16 protein-coding genes, 2 tRNA genes and 1 pseudogene are annotated in these 18,692 nt (G+C 71.1%); 12 read left to right on the top strand and 7 right to left on the bottom strand.

Going from position 1 to position 18,692, the window contains the following annotated elements; translation table 11 throughout:
• Positions 1-51: 51 nt before the first annotated feature.
• The 4 genes from ACZ5TL_RS23895 (at position 52) to ACZ5TL_RS23880 (ending at position 5,614) form a co-directional block, all read left to right on the top strand.
• The gene (locus tag ACZ5TL_RS23895) at positions 52-2,985 is read left to right on the top strand and encodes a UPF0182 family membrane protein (RefSeq protein WP_468592307.1); all 2,934 of its coding nucleotides are present in this window, start codon (positions 52-54) and stop codon (positions 2,983-2,985) included.
• A gap of 56 nt (positions 2,986-3,041) precedes the next feature.
• Positions 3,042-3,115: transfer RNA gene (locus ACZ5TL_RS23890), tRNA-Met, on the top strand.
• 234 nt (positions 3,116-3,349) lie between these two features.
• Positions 3,350-5,173 (top strand): tetratricopeptide repeat protein, encoded by a 1,824-nt coding sequence (locus tag ACZ5TL_RS23885; protein WP_468592214.1) that lies wholly within the window; start codon positions 3,350-3,352, stop codon positions 5,171-5,173.
• 367 nt (positions 5,174-5,540) lie between these two features.
• Positions 5,541-5,614, top strand: a tRNA-Met gene (locus ACZ5TL_RS23880).
• 123 nt (positions 5,615-5,737) lie between these two features.
• On the opposite strand, the gene ACZ5TL_RS23875 is transcribed toward ACZ5TL_RS23880, so the two are convergent.
• Positions 5,738-6,154, bottom strand: a complete 417-nt coding sequence (locus ACZ5TL_RS23875) for a Fur family transcriptional regulator (RefSeq protein WP_468592213.1) — start codon at positions 6,152-6,154, stop codon at positions 5,738-5,740.
• A gap of 140 nt (positions 6,155-6,294) precedes the next feature.
• Here ACZ5TL_RS23875 and ACZ5TL_RS23870 point away from each other — a divergent pair.
• Positions 6,295-7,033 (top strand): annotated as a pseudogene (locus ACZ5TL_RS23870) (catalase); the annotation flags it as partial.
• A 72-nt stretch (positions 7,034-7,105) separates the two neighbouring features.
• Here the strand turns inward: ACZ5TL_RS23870 and ACZ5TL_RS23865 are convergent.
• The gene (locus tag ACZ5TL_RS23865) at positions 7,106-7,498 is read right to left on the bottom strand and encodes a CBS domain-containing protein (protein WP_468592212.1); all 393 of its coding nucleotides are present in this window, start codon (positions 7,496-7,498) and stop codon (positions 7,106-7,108) included.
• Positions 7,499-7,627: 129 nt separating this feature from the next.
• Complete coding sequence (gene hisN, locus ACZ5TL_RS23860) at positions 7,628-8,428, bottom strand: histidinol-phosphatase (protein WP_468592211.1); 801 nt, start codon at positions 8,426-8,428, stop codon at positions 7,628-7,630.
• A gap of 313 nt (positions 8,429-8,741) precedes the next feature.
• Here hisN and ACZ5TL_RS23855 point away from each other — a divergent pair, with 313 nt between their 5' ends.
• The gene (locus ACZ5TL_RS23855) at positions 8,742-9,350 is read left to right on the top strand and encodes a TetR/AcrR family transcriptional regulator (protein WP_468592210.1); all 609 of its coding nucleotides are present in this window, start codon (positions 8,742-8,744) and stop codon (positions 9,348-9,350) included.
• Positions 9,351-9,357: 7 nt separating this feature from the next.
• On the opposite strand, the gene ACZ5TL_RS23850 is transcribed toward ACZ5TL_RS23855, so the two are convergent.
• The 4 genes from ACZ5TL_RS23850 to ACZ5TL_RS23835 all read right to left on the bottom strand — a co-directional run bounded on the left by ACZ5TL_RS23850 (position 9,358) and on the right by ACZ5TL_RS23835 (position 12,975).
• The gene (locus ACZ5TL_RS23850; RefSeq protein ID WP_468592209.1) at positions 9,358-9,681 is read right to left on the bottom strand and encodes a DMT family transporter; all 324 of its coding nucleotides are present in this window, start codon (positions 9,679-9,681) and stop codon (positions 9,358-9,360) included.
• 128 nt (positions 9,682-9,809) lie between these two features.
• A complete protein-coding gene (gene rsgA, locus ACZ5TL_RS23845) occupies positions 9,810-10,820 on the bottom strand; it encodes a ribosome small subunit-dependent GTPase A (RefSeq protein ID WP_468592208.1) in 1,011 nt (336 codons plus the stop codon).
• 17 nt (positions 10,821-10,837) lie between these two features.
• On the bottom strand, positions 10,838-12,154 hold the full coding sequence (gene aroA, locus ACZ5TL_RS23840; protein WP_468592207.1) for a 3-phosphoshikimate 1-carboxyvinyltransferase: 1,317 nt from the start codon (positions 12,152-12,154) through the stop codon (positions 10,838-10,840).
• Between the two features lie 98 nt (positions 12,155-12,252).
• Entirely contained in the window at positions 12,253-12,975 is a 723-nt protein-coding gene (locus ACZ5TL_RS23835) for a M50 family metallopeptidase (protein WP_468592206.1), read from the bottom strand.
• Positions 12,976-13,025: 50 nt separating this feature from the next.
• Between ACZ5TL_RS23835 and ACZ5TL_RS23830 the strand changes: the two genes are divergently transcribed.
• From ACZ5TL_RS23830 to ACZ5TL_RS23805, 6 genes are all read left to right on the top strand, one after another.
• Entirely contained in the window at positions 13,026-13,841 is an 816-nt protein-coding gene (locus ACZ5TL_RS23830; protein ID WP_468592205.1) for an SOS response-associated peptidase, read from the top strand.
• A gap of 45 nt (positions 13,842-13,886) precedes the next feature.
• On the top strand, positions 13,887-14,543 hold the full coding sequence (locus ACZ5TL_RS23825; RefSeq protein WP_468592204.1) for an alpha/beta hydrolase family protein: 657 nt from the start codon (positions 13,887-13,889) through the stop codon (positions 14,541-14,543).
• Between the two features lie 310 nt (positions 14,544-14,853).
• Positions 14,854-15,540 (top strand): RNA polymerase sigma factor SigR, encoded by a 687-nt coding sequence (gene sigR, locus ACZ5TL_RS23820; protein WP_189723136.1) that lies wholly within the window; start codon positions 14,854-14,856, stop codon positions 15,538-15,540.
• The gene (gene rsrA / locus ACZ5TL_RS23815) at positions 15,537-15,848 is read left to right on the top strand and encodes a mycothiol system anti-sigma-R factor (RefSeq protein ID WP_401479417.1); all 312 of its coding nucleotides are present in this window, start codon (positions 15,537-15,539) and stop codon (positions 15,846-15,848) included. Before sigR ends, rsrA begins: the two co-directional genes overlap by 4 nt.
• A gap of 151 nt (positions 15,849-15,999) precedes the next feature.
• Positions 16,000-17,370, top strand: coding sequence for an HD-GYP domain-containing protein (locus tag ACZ5TL_RS23810; RefSeq protein WP_468592203.1), 1,371 nt, complete (start codon positions 16,000-16,002; stop codon positions 17,368-17,370).
• Positions 17,367-18,614, top strand: coding sequence for an HD domain-containing protein (locus tag ACZ5TL_RS23805; RefSeq protein ID WP_468592202.1), 1,248 nt, complete (start codon positions 17,367-17,369; stop codon positions 18,612-18,614). The genes ACZ5TL_RS23810 and ACZ5TL_RS23805 overlap by 4 nt, the downstream gene beginning before the upstream one ends.
• Positions 18,615-18,692 lie beyond the last annotated feature (78 nt).

Here is an 18,692-nt window from a genome sequence, read left to right as displayed (position 1 = left end):
GGGCCTGACGAATCAACAGCGAACTTTGAGGTGCGCACCTTGGCTTTCCAGATGCCGGACCGCGGCGGAGGCCCGACGGGGCCGCGGATCAGAGTGGGCCGCCCGTCCCGGCGTGTCCGGACCCTGCTCATGACGCTGGGCGTCCTGGCCGTTCTCGGCATGACGTTCACCATGTTCGCGGGCTTTTGGACGGACTGGCTCTGGTACCGGTCGGTGAAGTACTCCTCCGTCTTCACCACCACCCTGTGGACCAAGATCGGGCTCTTCTTCGTCTTCGGTCTGCTCATGGCTCTCGCCGTCGGCTTCAACATCTGGCTGGCGCATCGGATGCGGCCGCCGCTGAGCGCCATGTCGATGGAGCAGCAGAACCTCGACCGATACAGGATGGGCATCGCGCCCTACAAGAAGTGGCTGCTGCTCGGGATCACCGCCCTGGTGGGCCTGATCGCCGGCGCCTCGGCCTCCGGCCAGTGGCGCACGTGGCTGATGTGGGTCAACGGCGTGCCCTTCGGCCAGAAGGACCCCCAGTTCAACCTGGACGTCTCCTTCTACGCCTTCGACCTGCCCTGGTACCGGTTCCTGCTCGGCTTCGGCTTCGCCGCCGCGATCCTGTCCGTGATCGCCGCCGCGCTCACCCACTACCTGTACGGCGGGCTGCGCGTCACCAGCCCCGGCGCCCGCGCCACGGCGGCGGCCACCGGGCATCTGTCGGTGCTCATCGGCATCTTCGTCGCCCTGAAGGCGGTCGCCTACTGGCTCGACCGGTACGGACTCGCGGTGAAGTCCAGCGACTTCCGGGCGACCGACAACTGGACGGGCCTGAGGTACGTCGACGCCAACGCCTATCTGCCGGCCAAGACGATCCTGTTCTGCATCGCCGTCATCTGCGCGCTGCTGTTCTTCGCCACCCTGTGGCGGCGGACCTGGCAGCTGCCCGTGATCGGCTTCGGCCTGATGGTGCTCTCCGCGATCCTCATCGGCGGCCTGTACCCGGCGATCGTGCAGAAGTTCCAGGTCCAGCCGAACGAGCAGGCCAAGGAGGCGCCGTACGTCGAGAAGAACCTCGAGGCGACGCGCAAGGCCTACGGCATCGACGGCACCCAGGTCACGGACTACTCGGGCACGAGGAAGACCGAGGACAAGACCCAGCTCCGCGACGACGTCGATTCCACGGCGAGCATCCGGATCATGGACCCGAACATCGTCTCGCCGACGTTCCAGCAGCTCCAGCAGATCAGGAACTACTACGCGTTCCCGGACAACCTGGACGTCGATCGCTACACCAAGGACGGCAAGGACCAGGACACGGTCATCGGCCTGCGTGAGATCAACCTCGCGGGCATCCCGAAGAAGAACTGGATCAACAACCACTTCCGTTACACCCACGGCTACGGAGTGGTCGCCGCCGAGGGCACCAGCGCCGACGCGCAGGGACGCCCGGTCTTCACGGAGTCCGACCTGCCCTCCAAGGGCACCCTCGGCACGTACGAGCAGCGCGTCTACTACGGCGAGAAGACCAACACGTATTCGATCGTCGGCGGTCCCCAGAAGGAGATCGACTACTCCGACGACAACGGCGAGAAGACCACCAGCTACAAGGGTGACAGCGGGGTCAACCTCTCCAGCCCGGTCAACCGGGCCGCGTACGCGGCGGCGCTCGGCGAGCCGCAGATCCTGTACTCGGGTGCCATCGGCGAGGGTTCGCGGATCCTGTACAACCGCACGCCCAAGGAGCGCGTCGAAGCGGTCGCCCCCTGGCTGACCATCGACGGCGACGCCTACCCGGCGGTCGTGGACGGCCGTATCCAGTGGATCGTCGACGCGTATACGACGACGAACGGATACCCGTACGCCTCGCGTACGACCCTCGGTGACACCACGGCCGACTCGCTGACCGCCGCCAACAACAACCGCGCGGTGGTGGCCCAGCAGAACCAGGTCAACTACATCCGCAACTCGGTGAAGGCGACCGTTGACGCCTACTCCGGCGAGGTCAAGCTCTTCCAGTGGGACACCAAGGATCCGGTCCTGAAGACCTGGATGAAGGCTTTCCCGGACACGGTGGAGCCCAAGAGCGAGATCTCCAAGTCGCTGATGGACCATCTGCGCTACCCCCAGGACCTGTTCAAGGTCCAGCGGGAGCTGCTCACGCGCTACCACGTGAAGGACGCGACGACGTTCCTCAGCGGCAGTGAGGTGTGGCAGGTGCCGGACGACCCGACGAACCAGTCGGGCAACGCGGTGCCGCCGTACTACCTGAGCATGAGAATGCCCGACCAGGAGGCCCAGGCGTTCTCGCTGACGACGACCTTCACGCCCAACGGCCGGGACAACCTCAGCGCGTTCATGGCGGTCGACGCCGAGGCGGGCACCGATGACTACGGCAAGATCAGAATCCTGAAACTGCCGACGAACACGACGGTCAACGGACCCAAGCAGGTCCAGAGCCAGTTCAACTCGCAAGAGGAGATCGCCGAGTCCATCAGGCTTCTGAGAGGCGGCGACTCCGAAGTCGAGTACGGCAACCTGCTGACGGTGCCGCTCGACGGCGGACTGCTCTACGTGGAGCCGGTCTACGTTCGCGGTGGTGGACTGAAGTATCCGCTGCTGCGGAAGGTGCTGGTCACCTACGGAGGCCAGACCGCCTTCGAGGACACCCTCGACGAGGCCCTCAACAAGGTCTTCGGAACGGAGGAGCAGGCTCCGGAGCCACCGGACGAGGGTGACACCACGACGCCACCGCCGACGTCCGACAACCCGACGGTCCAAGAGGCCCTGGAGGATGCCCAGAAGGCGTTCGACGCGGGCCAGGAGGCCCTGAAGGAGAACGACTGGGAGGCGTACGGCCGGGCGCAGAAGGACCTCGAGGACGCCCTGCGGCGGGCCGAGGACGCGCAGGCCGAGGCGGGCGGGGGCGCCGGGGGCGGCGAGAGCAAGCCCAGTGCCGCCCCGAGCGGCAGTCCGAGTCCGAAGCCGAGCAGTTAGGCCCTGGCCTGGTGAAATGCTCACCCCGCGCCGTGATACGGTTGTGAACACAACGGCGCGGGGTGGAGCAGCTCGGTAGCTCGCTGGGCTCATAACCCAGAGGTCGCAGGTTCAAATCCTGTCCCCGCTACTGCAGTCGCGACGTCCGAGTGACCAAGCGGCAACGAAGGCCCGGATTCCACAGAGGAATCCGGGCCTTCGTGATGTGTGAACGCATGTGCTGGCGCTGGCTGTGGCCGTGCCGCCGGGGGGAGTTGAGCAATCTGTGTTTGACTTGTCTCTCTGTGGGCATGTCGACAAAACGCTGTAGTGACCTCACTGGCTGCGGTATACCAGGTGTACCCAGGTTGCAGGTGGTGCGACGATGGACGTTATGGGGGACAAGGCAACTCTGTTCGAGACAGGGCGTTTTGTGCAGACTTCCAGCCGGGAGGACACCGACACCCCGGACGAGGCCGGGGAACTCGCCGACGAGGCCGCCGAAGAGCTGCGTCAGCGGCTCGCCGCGGAGGCCGGCGACGTCGAGGCGATGAGTGTCCTCGGGGCCATGCTGCTGCGCCGTGGTGATCTCGACGGTGCCGAAGCCCATCTCCGTGCCGCCACCGCCGCGGGCGACCGGGCCGCCGCCAACAACCTCGGAGTGCTGCTCCATCAGCGCGGATACGCCGACGAGGCCGCCGGGTGGTGGCGGATCGCCGCCGTCGCCGGATCCGCGGCGGCCGCGCACGCGCTCGGCCGGCACCACCGCGAGCGTGGTGACGAACCCGCCGCCGAGTACTGGCTGCGCCAGTCCGCCGAACAGGGCCACACGCTGGGCGCGTACGCGCTCGCCGACCTGCTGGAGCACCGCGGTGAGGCCATGGCCGAGCAGTGGATGCGGGCCGCGGCCGAGCGCGGGCACCGGGAGGCCGCGTACCGCCTGGCACGGGTACTGGACCGCAAGGCGGCGGGGGAGACCGACGGTGACGACGGTGTCCAGGTGTCCGACGAGGCCGAGCAGTGGTACCGGCAGGCCGCGGCGCGCGGCCACCGGCGTGCCGCGCTGCACCTCGGGACCATCCTGGAGCGGCGCGGCGAGCTCAAGGAGGCCGGACGCTGGTACCTGACGTCCGCCAAGGACGGCGAGGCGCGGGCCGCCTGTGCGCTCGGCTTCCTCCTGCGCGACGCGGGCGACACCGAGAATGCCGCCGTGTGGTGGCTCCGGGCTGCCCAGGACGGTGACGGCAACGCGGCGAACGCGCTGGGCGCGCTGCACGCCGAGCGGGGCGAGACCCAGACCGCCGAGCGGTGGTACCGGGCCGCGATGGACGCGGGCGACGTGAACGGCGCGTACAACCTCGGGCTGCTCTGCGCCGAGCAGGGGCGCACCCCGCAGGCCGAGCAGTGGTACCGGCGCGCGGCCTACGCAGGGCACCGGGAGGCCGCGAACGCGCTGGCGATCCTGTTGCTGCAGGGCGGGGACGAGACCGGCGCGGAGCCGTGGTTCTCCAAGGCCGCGGAGGCCGGGAGCGTGGACGCCGCGTTCAACCTGGGCATCCTGAACGCCGGGCGGGGCGAGGAGAAGGCCGCCCTCGGCTGGTACGAGCGTGCCGCGGCCGCCGGGCACACCGAGGCGGCGCTGCAGGTCGGCATGGCGCGGCTGCGGGAGGGCGACGAGCAGGAAGCCGAGCGGCATCTGCGGTGTGCGGCCGGGGGCGGCAGCGCGGAGGCCGCGTACCGGCTGGCGACCGTGCTTGACGCGCGGCGGCCGCCGGAGCCGGCGCATGAGCTCGGGGAGCCGGTGCACCGGCGGAGCGAGTGCGAGGAGTGGTACGAGCGGGCGGCCTCGCAGGGGCATCGGCGGGCGCAGGTCCGGGTGGGCATGCTGGCCGCGGCCCGGGGCGATGTCGTCGAGGCGGCCCGGTGGTACCGGGAGGCGGCCGAGGCCGGGTCCCGCAACGGGGCGTTCAATCTCGGGCTGCTATTGGCCCGGGAGGGGAGTGAGCCCGAGGCGGCGGTCTGGTGGACGCGGGCGGCCGACGCCGGGCACGGGCGGGCGGCGTTGCGGCTGGCCCTCGTCTATGCGCGTCAAGGGGAGCTGGCGGAAGGACAGCGGTGGGCTGACCGGGCGGTGTCGCTCGGGCCGGCGTCAGTGGCGGAGAGGGCGGCCCGGCTGCGGGACGCGCTGCGGCAGGAACTGTCGGCCTGAGGCGCGGCCGGTCTGTGAGGTGCTCGGCGGGGGTGCTGAGGCCGGCTGGGTCCTCAGCCGGCGCGGTGGGTTGCCGTTGCGTCTACCGGTGGCGTACCAGCGGCGCGGTGCCCGCAGCCATCGGGACCGGCGGCCGGCGGCTGAGCAGGAGGCGGGCGGTCACCGCCCGGCGGGCCGGTGGCGGCGCGGCCGAGCGGGTCGGCGGCGCGAAGGCGAGCTGGACTGGCGGCGCGGAGCCGGGCGGGGTCGGCGGCGCGGAGCCGAGTGGGCGGCGGCAGTCCGCAAGGGGACAGGGGCCCGCAGGCGTGGCTCGGCGTTAAGCGATTTGCATCTGTCCTCGTCAGTGACGTAACGTTGCATCCAACGGCGCGGGGTGGAGCAGCTCGGTAGCTCGCTGGGCTCATAACCCAGAGGTCGCAGGTTCAAATCCTGTCCCCGCTACTGAAGGCCGAGGGTCGGAATCCGAAAGGGTTCCGACCCTCGGTGTTTGCGTGGAAGCACAAAGTCGCGTGGGAAGCAGACAGCCCCGGCACCCATCGGTGCCGGGGCTGTCGTGCGGGAAGGCTAGGCCGCCGCGCAGTTCGGGCAGACGCCGCGGTACGTCACCTCGACGTCGGAGACCATGAAACCGAAGCGCTCCGAGTCGGGGAGATCCGCCAGGGGGTTGCCGACCGGGTGGACGTCGCGGATCGCTCCGCACTGGGCGCAGACCAGGTGGTGGTGCGGCCGGTGGGCGTTCGGGTCGTACCGCTTGGCGCGCTGGTCGGTGGAGACCTCCAGCACCTCGCCGAGGGTCACGAGTTCACCGAGTGTGTTGTAGACGGTCGCCCGGGAGATCTCGGGCAGCTTGGTGACAGCCCGGGCGTGGACCTCGTCGGCCGTCAGATGGACGTGTTCGCCGTCGAGGACCTCGGCCACGACGCGCCGCTGCGCGGTCATCCGCCATCCGCGTCCGCGCAGCCGTTCCAGAAGGTCACTCATAGCCATCAGCCTAACAGCAAAGACGACCAGGTCCCGAACAGGTGTGAGTTTAGGGTCCCAATTGTTTTAGACAAAGTCTATTGTAGGATCGAGAACGGCTTTGACCGAGGGACAGGATCGGTCAGGGATGGTGCAAGCCGGCCCACCAGCGCGACCCGCGCGAGGCAATCGAGCGCGGCGCGTGCCCGACCTGGACCGTCGGCGTGCAGATCATGCCGGTGGCCGAGGCGGCGACGTACGGGTTCAACCCGTTCGACCTGACCAAGCTCTGGCCGCACGCGGAATGCCCGGTGGTGGAGATCGGCAAGCTGGAGCTCAACCGCAACCCGGAGAACATCTTCGCCGAGGTCGAGCAGTCGATCTTCGGCCCCGCCCACTTCGTGCCGGGCATCGGCCCGTCCCCGGACAAGATGCTCCAGGGCCGGCTCTTCGTCTACGGCGACGCCCACCGCTACCGCGTCGGCATCAACGCCGACCAACCTGCCGGTGAACCGCCCGCACGCCACCGTGGCGCGCACCAACTCCCGTGACGGGTACCTCTACGACGGCCGCCACAGGGGCGCGAAGAACTACGAGCCGAACAGCTTCGGCGGCCCGTTCCAGACGGACCGTCCGCTGTGGTCCGCCACGGCCGTGAGCGGCGCGACGGGCAAACCACCCGGCTCCGGCGCACGCCGAGGATGACGGCTTCGTGCAGGCGGGCAACCTCTACCGGCTCATGCCGGAAGGCGAGAGGGAGCGCCTGATCGCCAACCTGGAGGCTTCATCGCCAAGGTCTCGCGCGACGACATCGTCGAGCGGGCGATCGACAACTTCCGTCAGGCTGACGGAGACTACGGCAAGCGGCTGGAGGCCGCGGTCCAGGCCCTGCGCGGCTGAACTCCAGCACTGGACCGCTTGCGGTAGTGGACGGGCCGGGTCCCCTTCGGGGGGCCCGGCCCGGCCGTGCTGTTATGCCGGAACCTGCTGTCGTGCGGGAGTCCAGCAGCGAATGATGTCGCGGACCGAGACGATGCCGACGGGTTCGCCGCCGTCCAGCACGATGAGGTGCCGGAAACCGCCGTGTGTCATGGCGCCGGCCGCTTCCTCCAGGGTCCAGACCGGAGCGGCGAAGACGACGTCGGTGGTGGTGTGGGCGTGGGCGCGTTCCGTGTCCGGGTCCTGGCCCAGACCCACGGAGTTGAGGATGTCGCGTTCGGTGAGGATGCCGATGCCGCCGGCGTCGGGGTCGTGGACGACGGCCGCCCCCACCCGGCGCGCGGACATCAGCGCGGCGGCCTGGCGCAGGGTGTGGGTCGGCCCGATGGTGAGGACGACGGTGCTCATGGCGTCACGGACGAGCATGGATGGAGCCACCTCCTGGGAGTGTCCCCGCCGTTTGTTCAGCGCTTCACAAGTTCACAAGCGGGGGGACTCTCAGAGTGGCAGGCAAAGGGAGGGTCAACAAGGGGGCGCTCGGTAACAACGGGGGGCTCAGTAGCGCTGGTTGAGGTACCCGAGCAGTTCGTCGTGGAGCAGGCCGTTCGACGCGGCCGCGTTGCCGCCGTGCGGGCCCGGGCGGGCGTCGAGCCCCGTGAACGTGCCGCCGGCCTCGGTGACGATGATCGCGTTGGCGGCCATGTCCCACAGGGACAGCTCCGGCTCGGCGCACATGTCGACCGAGCCCTCCGCGACCATCATGTACGGCCAGAAGTCGCCGTACGCGCGCGTGCGCCACACCTCGCGGGTGAGGTCCAGGAAGCCGTCGAGGCGGCCATGCTCCTCCCAGCCGCTGAGCGAGGAGTACGCGAAGGAGGCGTCGGAGAGCTCGGAGACCCGCGAGACCTGCAGGCGGGAGGCCTTGGTGAGGCTGCGGCCGGAGAAGGCGCCGTGACCCTTCGCGGCCCACCAGCGGCGACCGAGGGCGGGAGCGGAGACGACGCCGACGACGGGCTGGAAGCCGCCCTCGCCCGCTTCCATGAGGGAGATGAGGGTGGCCCAGACGGGGACGCCGCGTACGTAGTTCTTGGTGCCGTCGATCGGGTCGATCACCCAGCGGCGGGGGCCGGTGCCCTCGACGCCGTACTCCTCGCCGAGGATCGCGTCCCTCGGGCGGGCGCGCTGGAGCTGGCCGCGGATGAGTTCCTCTGCGGCCTTGTCCGCTTCGCTCACCGGGGTCATGTCCGGTTTGGTCTCGACCTTGAGGTCGAGGGCCTTGAACCGGTCCGTCGTCGCGGCGTCGGCGGCGTCGGCGAGGACATGGGCGAGACGAAGGTCGTCGAGGTAGTCGGGCATGTGACGAACCTATCTGCCGAGGTGGGGGTGGGGCTACCGGGGGTTTGTGAGGGCGGGGGAGTGGTCGGGTGACGTGCTTGAGGGGCAGTCGGCGCCGGGGGGCGGGTGAGTGCGGCTGGGTACAGCCATGGGAAGGGGCCGGGGCAAGGCCCGTGGGGAGGGGGCTCGGAGGGGGCCCGGACAAGGGTGTGGGAAGCGGGAACGGCCCGCGCTGCACGGCTGAAACACGCCCCCGCGTGCGTTCGCGCACCCTTGACAGTGGTTCCACGCGCGTCAAACCTGGGCGCAGAGCCGCTCGCCCCAAGGGGAGGCGATGATGCCTGCAGCGCGGGAATCTCTACTGGACGCCGCCTATACGGCGCTGGCGCGCCGGCCGTGGTCCGCTGTGCGGATGGTGGACGTGGCCGCGGCGGCCGGAGTGTCCCGGCAGACGCTCTACAACGAGTTCGGGAGCAAGGACGGCCTCGCCCGGGCCCTCGTGAGGAGAGAGGCCGACGGGTTTCTCGCCGGCGTCGACCGGGCCCTCGCCGGGCACAGCGACCTCCGCGACCGGCTCACCGCCACCGCGGAGTGGACCACCGCCGCAGCTCGCGACAACTCCCTGGTCCGCGCCCTGCTCACCGGCTGCTGGAGCGAACGCCTGCCCTCACCGGCCTTGGCGGCCGTGCCCTCCACCTCCGCCGTACCGGCCCAGCGCCGAGCCGACGGACCCCTGCCCTCACCCGGCGACTTCGTCGCCCTCGTCCGGGACCGGGCGGTCACCGTGCTGGCCGGCCCCGGCACACCCAGGTCCGACAGCGCCGACCTGGCCCGCTCCTGTGAACTCGCCGTCCGCCTCGCCCTGTCCTGCGTGGCCGCGCCCCCCGGCGAGGGCGGCGTCGCCGACCTGGTCCGCGGCGCCCTGCACCGGCAACCCCGCTGACAGGGCGTCAGTGCGCCGACCCCGACAACTGCAGCCCGATGACACCGATGATGACGAGGCTGATCGACACGATCTTCAGCGTCGACACCAGGTCGCCGAGGAACACCATCCCGTAGATCGCCGTCCCCGCCGCTCCGATGCCCGTCCACACCGCGTACGCCGGACCCACGTCGAGTCTCCGCAGCGCCAGGGTCAGCAGCCCGAAACTGCCGAGGGCGAAGACGCAGAACGCGATGGTCGGCCAGAGCCGGGTGAAGCCGTGCGACAGCTTCAAAGACACGGCGAAGCCGGTCTCCAGCAACCCGGCCACGACGACCAGCAGCCACGCCATGAGGTGTCCTCCCCGTGTCTCACGTCCAGTGACCGCTAGCCAGGTCCGTCAAGCCTGGGTCGGACTTGCGGCCGGCTCGGTGCGAGTATGGACTTACCGTCCGCCCGCCAGGACAAACAACGCGGAGGTCAGTCGCCCTCCGTCCGCTCCCGCGTGGCCAGCATCCGCCGCAGCGAATACAGCCGCGCCGGATCCGCGTGCCCCGCCGCGACCCACGCGTCCAGCGCGCAGTCCTGCTCGTCGTGACTGCACGCGCGCGGGCAGCCCGCCGTGCCCGGCTCCAGATCGGGGAAGGCGTGGATGACCTGGGACGGGTCCACGTGGTGCAGCCCGAAGGACCGCACACCCGGCGTGTCGACGACCCAGCCGTCGCTGCCCGCCAGCGGCAGCGCCAGCGCCGAGGTGGTGGTGTGCCGGCCGCGGCCCGTCACCGCGTTCACGTGCCCCGTCGTCCGTCGTTGCTCCTCCGGGACGAGCGCGTTGACCAGGGTCGTCTTGCCGACACCGGAGTGGCCGACGAACGCGGTGATCTTGCCGTCGAGCTGCTCGCGCACGCGGGCGACGGCGGAGCCGTTCTGCAGTTCTTCGCGGCTGGTGACGACGTAGGGGATGTCGAGGTGGCCGTACAGCTCCAGCAGCTTGTCGGGCGGGGCGAGGTCCGACTTGGTCAGGACCAGTAGCGGAGCCAGGCCGCCGGCGTAGGCCGCGACCAGGCAGCGGTCGATCAGGCGGGGGCGGGGCTCCGGGTCGGACAGGGCGGTGACCACCGCCAGCTGGTCGGCGTTGGCCACGACCACGCGCTCGTACGGATCGTCGTCGTCCGCCGTGCGGCGCAGGACCGAGGTCCGCTCCTCGATGCGGACGATCCGTGCGAGAGTATCCTTCTTTCCCGACATGTCACCCACGAGGGCCACGCGATCGCCGACCACGGCGGCTTTGCGGCCCAACTCGCGGGCCTTCATCGCCAGGACCACACGGTCCCCGACGAGGCAGGTGAGGCGGCCCCGGTCGACGGTGAGGACCAGGCCCTCGGCGGCGTCCTCGTGCTTGGGCCGGATGTTCGTCCGGGGCCGGGTGTTCCGGCGGCCCGGGCGGGTGCGGATGTCGTCCTCGTCGGTGTGCTTGCCGTAGCGGCGCATGACCAGATCCCCGCGTCCTACGCCCCGAGCATCCCGGTCCACAGGTCGGGGAAGCCGGGCAGTGTCTTGGCCGTCGTCGCCACGTTCTCGATCTGCACGCCCTCGACCGCGAGGCCGATGATCGCGCCGGCCGTGGCCATGCGGTGGTCGTCGTAGGTGTGGAAGATCCCGCCGTGCAGCCGGCGCGGGCGGATGTGCAGTCCGTCGGCGGTCTCGGTCACGTCACCGCCGAGCTCGTTGATCTCCTTGGTCAGCGCCGCCAGCCGGTCCGTCTCGTGCAGGCGCAGGTGAGCCACGCCGCGCAGGGTCGACGGGGAGTCCGCGAGGGCCGCGACGGCCGCGATGCCCGGCGTCAGCTCGCCGACCTCGCTCAGGTCGACATCGATGCCGTGGACCGAGCCGGAGCCGGTGAATGCGAGCCCGTACTCGGTCAGTTCGCAGGAGCCGCCCATCTCGGTGAAGATCTCGCGCAACCGGTCACCGGGCTGGGTGGTGCGGGCCGGCCAGTCCGGGATGACGACCCTGCCGCCGGTCACCAGCGCCGCGGCCAGGAACGGCTGCGCGTTGGACAGGTCCGGCTCGATGACCAGGTCCCGGCCGAGCAGGGCGCCCGGCGTGACCCGCCAGACGTTGGGCTCGCCGCCCGACTCGGGCGTGTCCACCTGGGCGCCGACCGCGCGCAGCATGTCGACGGTCATGCGGATGTGCGGCATGGAGGGCAGGGAGGCGCCGGTGTGCCGGACCTCGACGCCCTGGTTGAAGCGCGGCCCGGACAGCAGCAGAGCGCTCACGAACTGCGATGAGGAGGACGCGTCGATCGCGACCGGGCCGCCGTCCAGGGCACCACCGCCGTGCACGGTGATCGGCAGCGCGCCGCGGCCGTCGTCGTCGATCCGGGCGCCCAGCTGGCGCAGCGCGTCGATGACGCCGGTCAGCGGACGCTCGTAGGAACGGGGGTCGCCGTCGAACCGGACGGGCCCGTCGGCGAGCGCGGCGACCGGCGGCAGGAACCGCATCACCGTGCCGGCGTTGCCGACGTCGACCGTGGCCGGGCCGCGCAGGGCCGTGGGGAGCACGCGCCAGGCCTCGCCGGTGCCGTCGGGGCCGACGCCCTCCTCGATCTCGATGCCCATCGCGCGCAGCGCGCCGGCCATCAGCAGGGTGTCGCGGGAGCGCAGCGGGCGGCGCAGCCAGCCGGGCTCGGAGGCGAGGGAGGCGAGGACCAGGGCGCGGTTGGTGACCGACTTGGACCCGGGCACGTGGACCGTCGCGTCGACGGCTCCGCTCGCGTGCGGTGCGGGCCAGAGGGCGGTGTCTGCGGTGTTCGGGGCCATGGCTTCACTTTATAAGGAGCCAGGGGGGCAGGTAGTTCTCCGGGCGCGGCACCGCCCGGGGCGTGCGCGATGTTCCCCGCGCCCGTCGGTTCGGCCGGTCACAGGTCCAGCAGCCAGCGCCCGCCGCCGAGCAGCGAGCACAGTGACACCGCGTGGAACAGGAAGAACCACAGCCCCGCCGGTACGTGCGTCAGCCGGGACAACTGGTCCGCGTCCGAGTCGCCGGCCCCGCCGCGTGCCCGCTTCGCCTGGAGTTCGAACGCCGGGCGGACCCCGCCGACCAGTAGGAACCACACCACCGAGTACGCGAACGCGGCCTGGACCTGAGGGCCGGCCAGCCAGGACACCAGAACGAACAGTCCGCCGGTGACGATCATGGTCAGGGCGCCGTACGCGTTGCGGATCATCACGAGCATGGCGAGCAGCAGGGCCGTGGCCAGCCACAGCAGCAGCGTGATGCGGCCGGCGCCCAGCAGGGCCGCACCGCCCAGTCCCAGCAGGGGCGGGGCGGTGTAGCCGGCGGCGGCCGTGAGGATCATGCCGATGCCGTGCGGCTTTCCGCGGCTCACGGTCAGGCCGCTGGTGTCCGAGTGCAGCCGTATGCCCGTGAGGGTGCGGCCGGTGAGCAGGGCCACGAGCCCGTGGCCGCCCTCGTGCGCGATGGTGATGGCGTTGCGGGAGATGCGCCACAGACCGTGCGGGGTCACCACGGCGAGCGCGGCGGCCAGGGTCGCGATCACCACCCACAGGTCGGGGTCGGGCTGGGTGCCGGAGACCTCGTCCCAGAGGGAGGCGAGCGAGGCGATTGCGGTGCTGTCCATGTAAGGCGTTGGCTCCCTGTGGTCGGATGGAATCTGGCAGTGTGGCACGTATGTGCGGAAGGTATGCGGCGAGTCGTAGGCCCGAGGATCTCGCAGGAATCTTTGAGATCGAGAAGTGGGAGCCCGAGGAGACCCTCGGGTCCGACTACAACGTGGCACCCACCAAGGAGGTCTACGCCGTCTTGGACCGCCCCCTGAAAGACGCGGAGGACCCGCGGCCGGTTCGGCAGCTGCGCACGCTGAAGTGGGGGCTCGTCCCGTCCTGGTCGAAGACCCCCGAGGGCGGCGCCCGGATGATCAACGCCCGCGCGGAGACCGTCCACGAGAAGCCGTCCTACCGCCGCGCCTTCACCTCGCGGCGCTGCATTCTGCCCGCCGACGGCTACTACGAGTGGGTCACCGGCACGCAGGAGCGCGAGCTGGAGGTCGAGGGGAAGAAGAAGCGGCCCCGCAAGCAGCCGTACTTCGTGACTCCGGCGGACGGGTCGGTCTTCGCGATGGCCGGGCTTTACGAGTTCTGGCGGGACAGGACGCTGCCGGACGACCACCCGGGGGCCTGGTGGGTGACCTGCTCGGTCATCACCACGGAGGCCGAGCAGAGCCCGCTCGCGGTGGCCCCGGCCGACGGGCCGAGGGCGCTGGCCGACATCCACCCCCGGATGCCGCTGATGCTGACGCCCGACCGCTGGGACGCCTGGCTGGACCCGTCCCGCACGAACGCCGACGAACTGCGCGAACTGCTCGCGCCGCCGCCCGCCGGGCTGATGCGCGCCTACCCCGTCACCACGGCCGTCAGCAACGTCCGCAACAACGGGCCGGAGCTGCTGAAGGAGCTGGAAGGGCCCGAAGAGGGCACACTCTTCTGACGTGACGAATGCGACGAACATGATGAATGTGGCGAACGCGAGAAGATGACGAACGTGATGAAGGGGTCCGACGCGACCACCGAGACGGTCGAGACCGAGGCCGGAACCGCCCGCATCACCTGGCACCGGGCGAGGAAGGCCCGGCTCGTGCTCGCCGTCAGCCATGGCGCCGGCGGCGGCATCGAGGCCCGCGACCTGCAGGCCCTGGCCGTCGTCCTGCCCGCCCACGGCGTGACCGTGGCCCTGGTGGAGCAGCCCTGGCGGGTGGCGGGGAAGAAGCTGGCGCCCGCGCCCAGGACGCTGGACGCCGGCTGGCGCGGCATCTGGCCCGCGCTGGCGCAGCCCGGACTGCCGGTGGTCCCGGGCGGGCGCAGCGCGGGGGCCCGGGTGGCCTGCCGCACCGCCACCGAGTTGGGGGCGCACGCCGTGCTCGCCCTCAGCTTCCCGCTCCACCCGCCCGGCAAGCCGGAGAAGTCCCGCGCCGCCGAGCTGCTGGGCTCCGGTGTGCCCACCCTGGTCGTGCAGGGCGGGAACGACCCGTTCGGGAAGCCGGAGGAGTTCCCCGAGGGCGCGTACCGGCTCGTGGAGGTTCCGTACGGGGATCACGGGTTCGCCGTGCCCAAGCGTGCGGAGATCTCGCAGGAGGAGGCCGTGGCGGTCATCACGGACGCGGTCGTGGAGTGGACCGGGTCACTCGGGTAAAGCTTCGGGAATGCCGGGGCGGCGAGCTCTGTTGTGCGGGACGTACGTGCTGGAGACCAGCGCCGATGTCGTAGGAGAGGAAGTCCGCCGCATGGGTTCGACCGCCTGCCCGCCCGCCTCCCACCACCAACTCGTGGACGGGCTGCGCCCGGCAGAGTCCGATTCGAGCCGCAGCAGCCGTGCCGACCTGGACTGGACGGTGCTGCACGCGGCCAAGACCACCTCTATTCGGGCGGCGGGCGGACCGGATCGTCGTCTATCCTCCGATTCGGGTGAGACCGGTCTCGGTCTCACGAGAACGCTGGAGGAGGTGGGTCCGGTCACAGGGACCGACGCAGGGACCGAACACGGCCAGGCGGAGCAGCCCGAGGGCCAGGGCGGCACGGGCGCGGAGACGGCCGCGGAGCGCAGCGCGCGCTTCGAGCGGGACGCGCTCGAGTTCCTCGACCAGATGTACTCGGCCGCGCTGCGCATGACGCGCAACCCGGCCGACGCCGAGGACCTGGTGCAGGAGACGTATGCCAAGGCGTACGCGTCCTTCCACCAGTTCCGCGAGGGCACCAACCTCAAGGCATGGCTGTACCGGATCCTCACCAACACCTTCATCAACTCGTACCGCAAGAAGCAGCGGGAACCGCAGCGCTCCGCGGCCGAGGAGATCGAGGACTGGCAGCTCGCCCGCGCCGAGTCGCACATGTCGACGGGCTTGCGCTCCGCGGAGTCGCAGGCGCTCGACCACCTGCCCGACTCGGACGTGAAGGAAGCGCTCCAGGCGATCCCCGAGGAGTTCCGCATCGCCGTCTACCTGGCGGATGTCGAGGGCTTTGCCTACAAGGAGATCGCCGACATCATGGGGACACCCATCGGTACGGTGATGTCCCGGCTGCACCGGGGCCGCCGTCAGCTGCGCGGCATGCTGGAGGACTACGCCCGTGACCGCGGGATGGTCCCGGCCGGCGCCGGAGAGTCGAACGAAGCGAAAGGCTCGGGGTCATGAGCTGCGGAGAGCCGCACGAGACGGATTGCAGCGAAATCCTCGATCATCTCTACGAGTTCCTCGACCGTGAGATGCCGGACTCGGACTGCGTCAAGTTCGAGCACCACTTCGAGGAATGCTCGCCCTGCCTGGAGAAGTACGGGCTGGAGCAGGCCGTGAAGAAGCTGGTCAAGCGGTGCTGCGGGCATGATGACGTGCCGGGTGACCTGCGCGACAAGGTCATGGGGCGGATCGAGCTGATCCGCTCCGGCCAGGCGGTTCCCGAGCAGGACGTCACGGCCTCGTCGGCCACGCCGCAGGAGTCCTGACACTCCTGCGCTTTTCAACTACCCCGCTCTCCTCAGGGGTAGTCACTCTCGAACGCATCACTCGAACGTGCTAATCCGCGGGTCATCCGCCCGCGGAGACCCCTTCCGCCCCCCTAGGCTCCGGCTGACGGACATGGCCGGGGAGGGGCTCATGACAGCGGTACCGGCGCGGGCACGTGTGTATGTCGTCTGTGTCGCCGTCGCCGCCCTGCTCTGCCTGCTGCCGCTGCCGGGCCTGCGCACGCCCTGGTGGGCGGTCGCGCTGCTCGCCGCGCTGTACGCCGGCTGCGAGTGCGTCGCCCGGTCCCGGTTCGTCGGGGTCTCCCATCCGGCCGGGACCTTCTACCCCGTGCTGCTCGCCGGTGCCTTCCTGCTGCCGCCGCCCGCCGCCGCGCTGGTGGCCGTGCCCGGTGCGCTGCTCTCGCCGGTCCGACAGCGGCCCGTGGCGCTGCGGCGGATCTGGCGGGCCGCGCAGCTCGTCCTCGGCGTGTGGGCCGCGGCGAAGGTGCACTGGCTGCTGGGCGGGCGGGACGCGGTCGTCGCGGGCGACATCCCCAGCGCGCTCGGACCGGCCGGCGCAGCCGTGCTCGCCTTCTGCCTGGTGCTCGCGCTACTGGACGGCGGGATCCTGGCCGTGGCCGCGGGGGCACCACCCACACCCTTCAGGCAGTGGGGGAGGGTGCCGGTGCCGCGGGCATGGCGGGGCCTGATGGCGCGCTCCCTCGCGCCGATCGCCGTGCACGGGCTGGCCGGGCTGATGATGGCCGTCCTGTGGCGCAGCCCGTACGGGCCCGTGGCCGCGCTGCTCGTGCTGCTGTCCATGTGCGTCTCCTGGTGGGCGTTCGCGCAGTACCACCGGGAGCGGGCCGCACATCAGGCGACCATCCGGGCGCTGGTGCAGGCCGTCGACATCAAGGACGGGTACACCCGCGGGCACAGCGAGCGCGTCGGGCAGGCCTCCATGATGATCGCGCGCGAGCTGGGCATGGACGACGAGCGCGTCGAGGTGCTCCGCTTCGCCGGGATCCTGCACGACGTGGGCAAGCTCGGCGTGCCCACCCGGCTGCTCAGGAAGGACGGGCCGCTGACGCCCGAGGAGCGGCGGGTGATCGAGCTGCACCCCGAGTACGGGCACGAGATGGTGCGCGGCATCGGCTTCCTCGGCGAGGCCCGGGCCGCCGTGCTGCACCACCACGAGCGGCTGGACGGCAGCGGCTACCCCTACGGCCTGGTGGGCCGTCAGATCCCGGAGTCCGCCCGGGTGGTGGCCGTCGCGGACGCCTTCGACGCCATGACCTCCACCCGGAGCTACAGCCGGGCCCGGCCCGTCGCGGTGGCCCTGGCGGAGCTGGAGCGGTGCGCCGGCAGCCAGTTCGACCCGGTGATGGTCACGGCTCTCGTCGAAGCCGTCGGGCGGACCGGGTGGCATCCCGCCGTGACCGCCGACGACGAGGAGACCCGCCCGCCCCGCGTGCCCCCGCCCGGCGCCCCCGTCTCCAGCCGGTCGGGAGCCCATCGGTGAGCGCGCACCGCCGGCCGCTGCTCCTCACCCTCGTCCACACCTGTGCCGCCCTCCTCGCCGCCGGCTCCCTCGCAGCCACCCTCTACAGCGGGCTGGAGGAACGCCGGGTCGCCCTGGCCTTCGGCGTCCTCGTCACCCTCGGGGAACTCTCCCGGCGCAACGGCGCGCAGGTAAGGGAGCCGGCGCCGCTCGGGGCCGCGGCGGCCCTGTCGTACGCGCTGCTCGGGGAGGCGGGCGGGCAGGCCACGCACCACGGTCTCGCCCAGGTCGTGGCCGTCGTGCTGGCAGCCTCGCTGCTCGGCAGCGTGCCGCACGTGGCACGCGGGCAGGGGCCGACGCTCGACCACCTGGCGCGCCGGGTCCTCACCGTCGGGTTCGTCGCCGTGTGCTTCCAGCCCCCCTACAACCGGGGCATGTTCGACGACTGGGGCGGTCCCGCCTACGCGCTGCTGCTGCTCGCGCTGCTGTCCCTGACCGCCCTGTGCGACGCGGTGCTCGCCGCCGCACTGGCCCACTCCCGCACCGGCTGGCCCTTCGGGCCGGTGCTGCGGGACGAGCTGCGGGCCGTGTGTGGCATCGGGGCCGCCGTCATCGCCACGGGTGCGGTGATGGCGCTGGCGGTCGCCGTGGTGGGTCTGTGGGCTCTGCCCGTCTTCTCCGTGCCGCTGCTGCTCGCCCAGATGTCCTTCCGGCGCTACGCCGCCGTGCGGGCGACCTACCGGCAGACCATCGCCTCCCTCGCGCGGGCGACCGAGGTCGCCGGGTACACCCCTTGCGGGCACGCCCGCCGCGTCGCCGCGCTCAGTCAGGCGGTCGGGCGTGACCTGGGTCTCACCGAGCCCGAGCTGGCCGTCCTGGAGTACGCCGCGCTCATGCACGACATCGGTCAGCTGAGTCTCGTCGACCCGGTGCCCGCCGGTGCCACCGCCGGGCTGCCCGCGGCGGAACAGCGGCGGATCGCGCTGCTCGGCGGGGCCGTCGTACGGCAGACGGGCGTCGACGAGGCGGTCGCCGTGGTCGTGGAGCGGCAGGCCGACCCCTCCGCGGAACAGCCGCTCGCCGCCCGGATCGTCCGAGCCGTGAACGCGTACGAGGAGAAGTCCAGGGAAGGCGGTCCCGGCGGGCCGCTGACGGCGCTGGAGGACATCCGGCTCGCCACCTCCGGGACGTACGCACCGGAGGTGGTGGAATCACTGGCCCGCGTACTGGCAAGGAGCAGTCTGACGCTGCCTGTGGCTGGGTAACCCATGGGTAATGAGCGCCCCCGAGGGCGTACGTGGTTGGATGCGAAGGAGAAGGTGTCCGGGGGCTCGAAACACAGC

The sequence above is a fragment of the Streptomyces sp. NPDC033136 genome (genome assembly GCF_055578235.1).
The sequence above is the reverse complement of the archived record's forward strand: the minus strand, read 5'-3'. Positions and strand labels throughout refer to the sequence as shown.

What these genes read in the sequence shown, in the direction of transcription:
- aroA (WP_468592207.1), bottom strand. Translation starts at nt 12,154, where the DNA reads ATGGCCCCGAACACCGCAGACACCGCCCTCTGGCCCGCACCGCACGCG.
- ACZ5TL_RS23810 (WP_468592203.1), top strand. Translation starts at nt 16,000, where the DNA reads ATGACAGCGGTACCGGCGCGGGCACGTGTGTATGTCGTCTGTGTCGCC.
- ACZ5TL_RS23865 (WP_468592212.1), bottom strand. Translation starts at nt 7,498, where the DNA reads ATGCTCGTCCGTGACGCCATGAGCACCGTCGTCCTCACCATCGGGCCG.
- ACZ5TL_RS23850 (WP_468592209.1), bottom strand. Translation starts at nt 9,681, where the DNA reads ATGGCGTGGCTGCTGGTCGTCGTGGCCGGGTTGCTGGAGACCGGCTTC.
- hisN (WP_468592211.1), bottom strand. Translation starts at nt 8,428, where the DNA reads ATGCCCGACTACCTCGACGACCTTCGTCTCGCCCATGTCCTCGCCGAC.
- rsgA (WP_468592208.1), bottom strand. Translation starts at nt 10,820, where the DNA reads ATGCGCCGCTACGGCAAGCACACCGACGAGGACGACATCCGCACCCGC.
- ACZ5TL_RS23895 (WP_468592307.1), top strand. Translation starts at nt 52, where the DNA reads ATGCCGGACCGCGGCGGAGGCCCGACGGGGCCGCGGATCAGAGTGGGC.
- ACZ5TL_RS23875 (WP_468592213.1), bottom strand. Translation starts at nt 6,154, where the DNA reads ATGAGTGACCTTCTGGAACGGCTGCGCGGACGCGGATGGCGGATGACC.
- ACZ5TL_RS23830 (WP_468592205.1), top strand. Translation starts at nt 13,026, where the DNA reads ATGTGCGGAAGGTATGCGGCGAGTCGTAGGCCCGAGGATCTCGCAGGA.
- ACZ5TL_RS23825 (WP_468592204.1), top strand. Translation starts at nt 13,887, where the DNA reads ATGACGAACGTGATGAAGGGGTCCGACGCGACCACCGAGACGGTCGAG.
- rsrA (WP_401479417.1), top strand. Translation starts at nt 15,537, where the DNA reads ATGAGCTGCGGAGAGCCGCACGAGACGGATTGCAGCGAAATCCTCGAT.
- ACZ5TL_RS23835 (WP_468592206.1), bottom strand. Translation starts at nt 12,975, where the DNA reads ATGGACAGCACCGCAATCGCCTCGCTCGCCTCCCTCTGGGACGAGGTC.
- ACZ5TL_RS23855 (WP_468592210.1), top strand. Translation starts at nt 8,742, where the DNA reads ATGATGCCTGCAGCGCGGGAATCTCTACTGGACGCCGCCTATACGGCG.
- ACZ5TL_RS23885 (WP_468592214.1), top strand. Translation starts at nt 3,350, where the DNA reads ATGGACGTTATGGGGGACAAGGCAACTCTGTTCGAGACAGGGCGTTTT.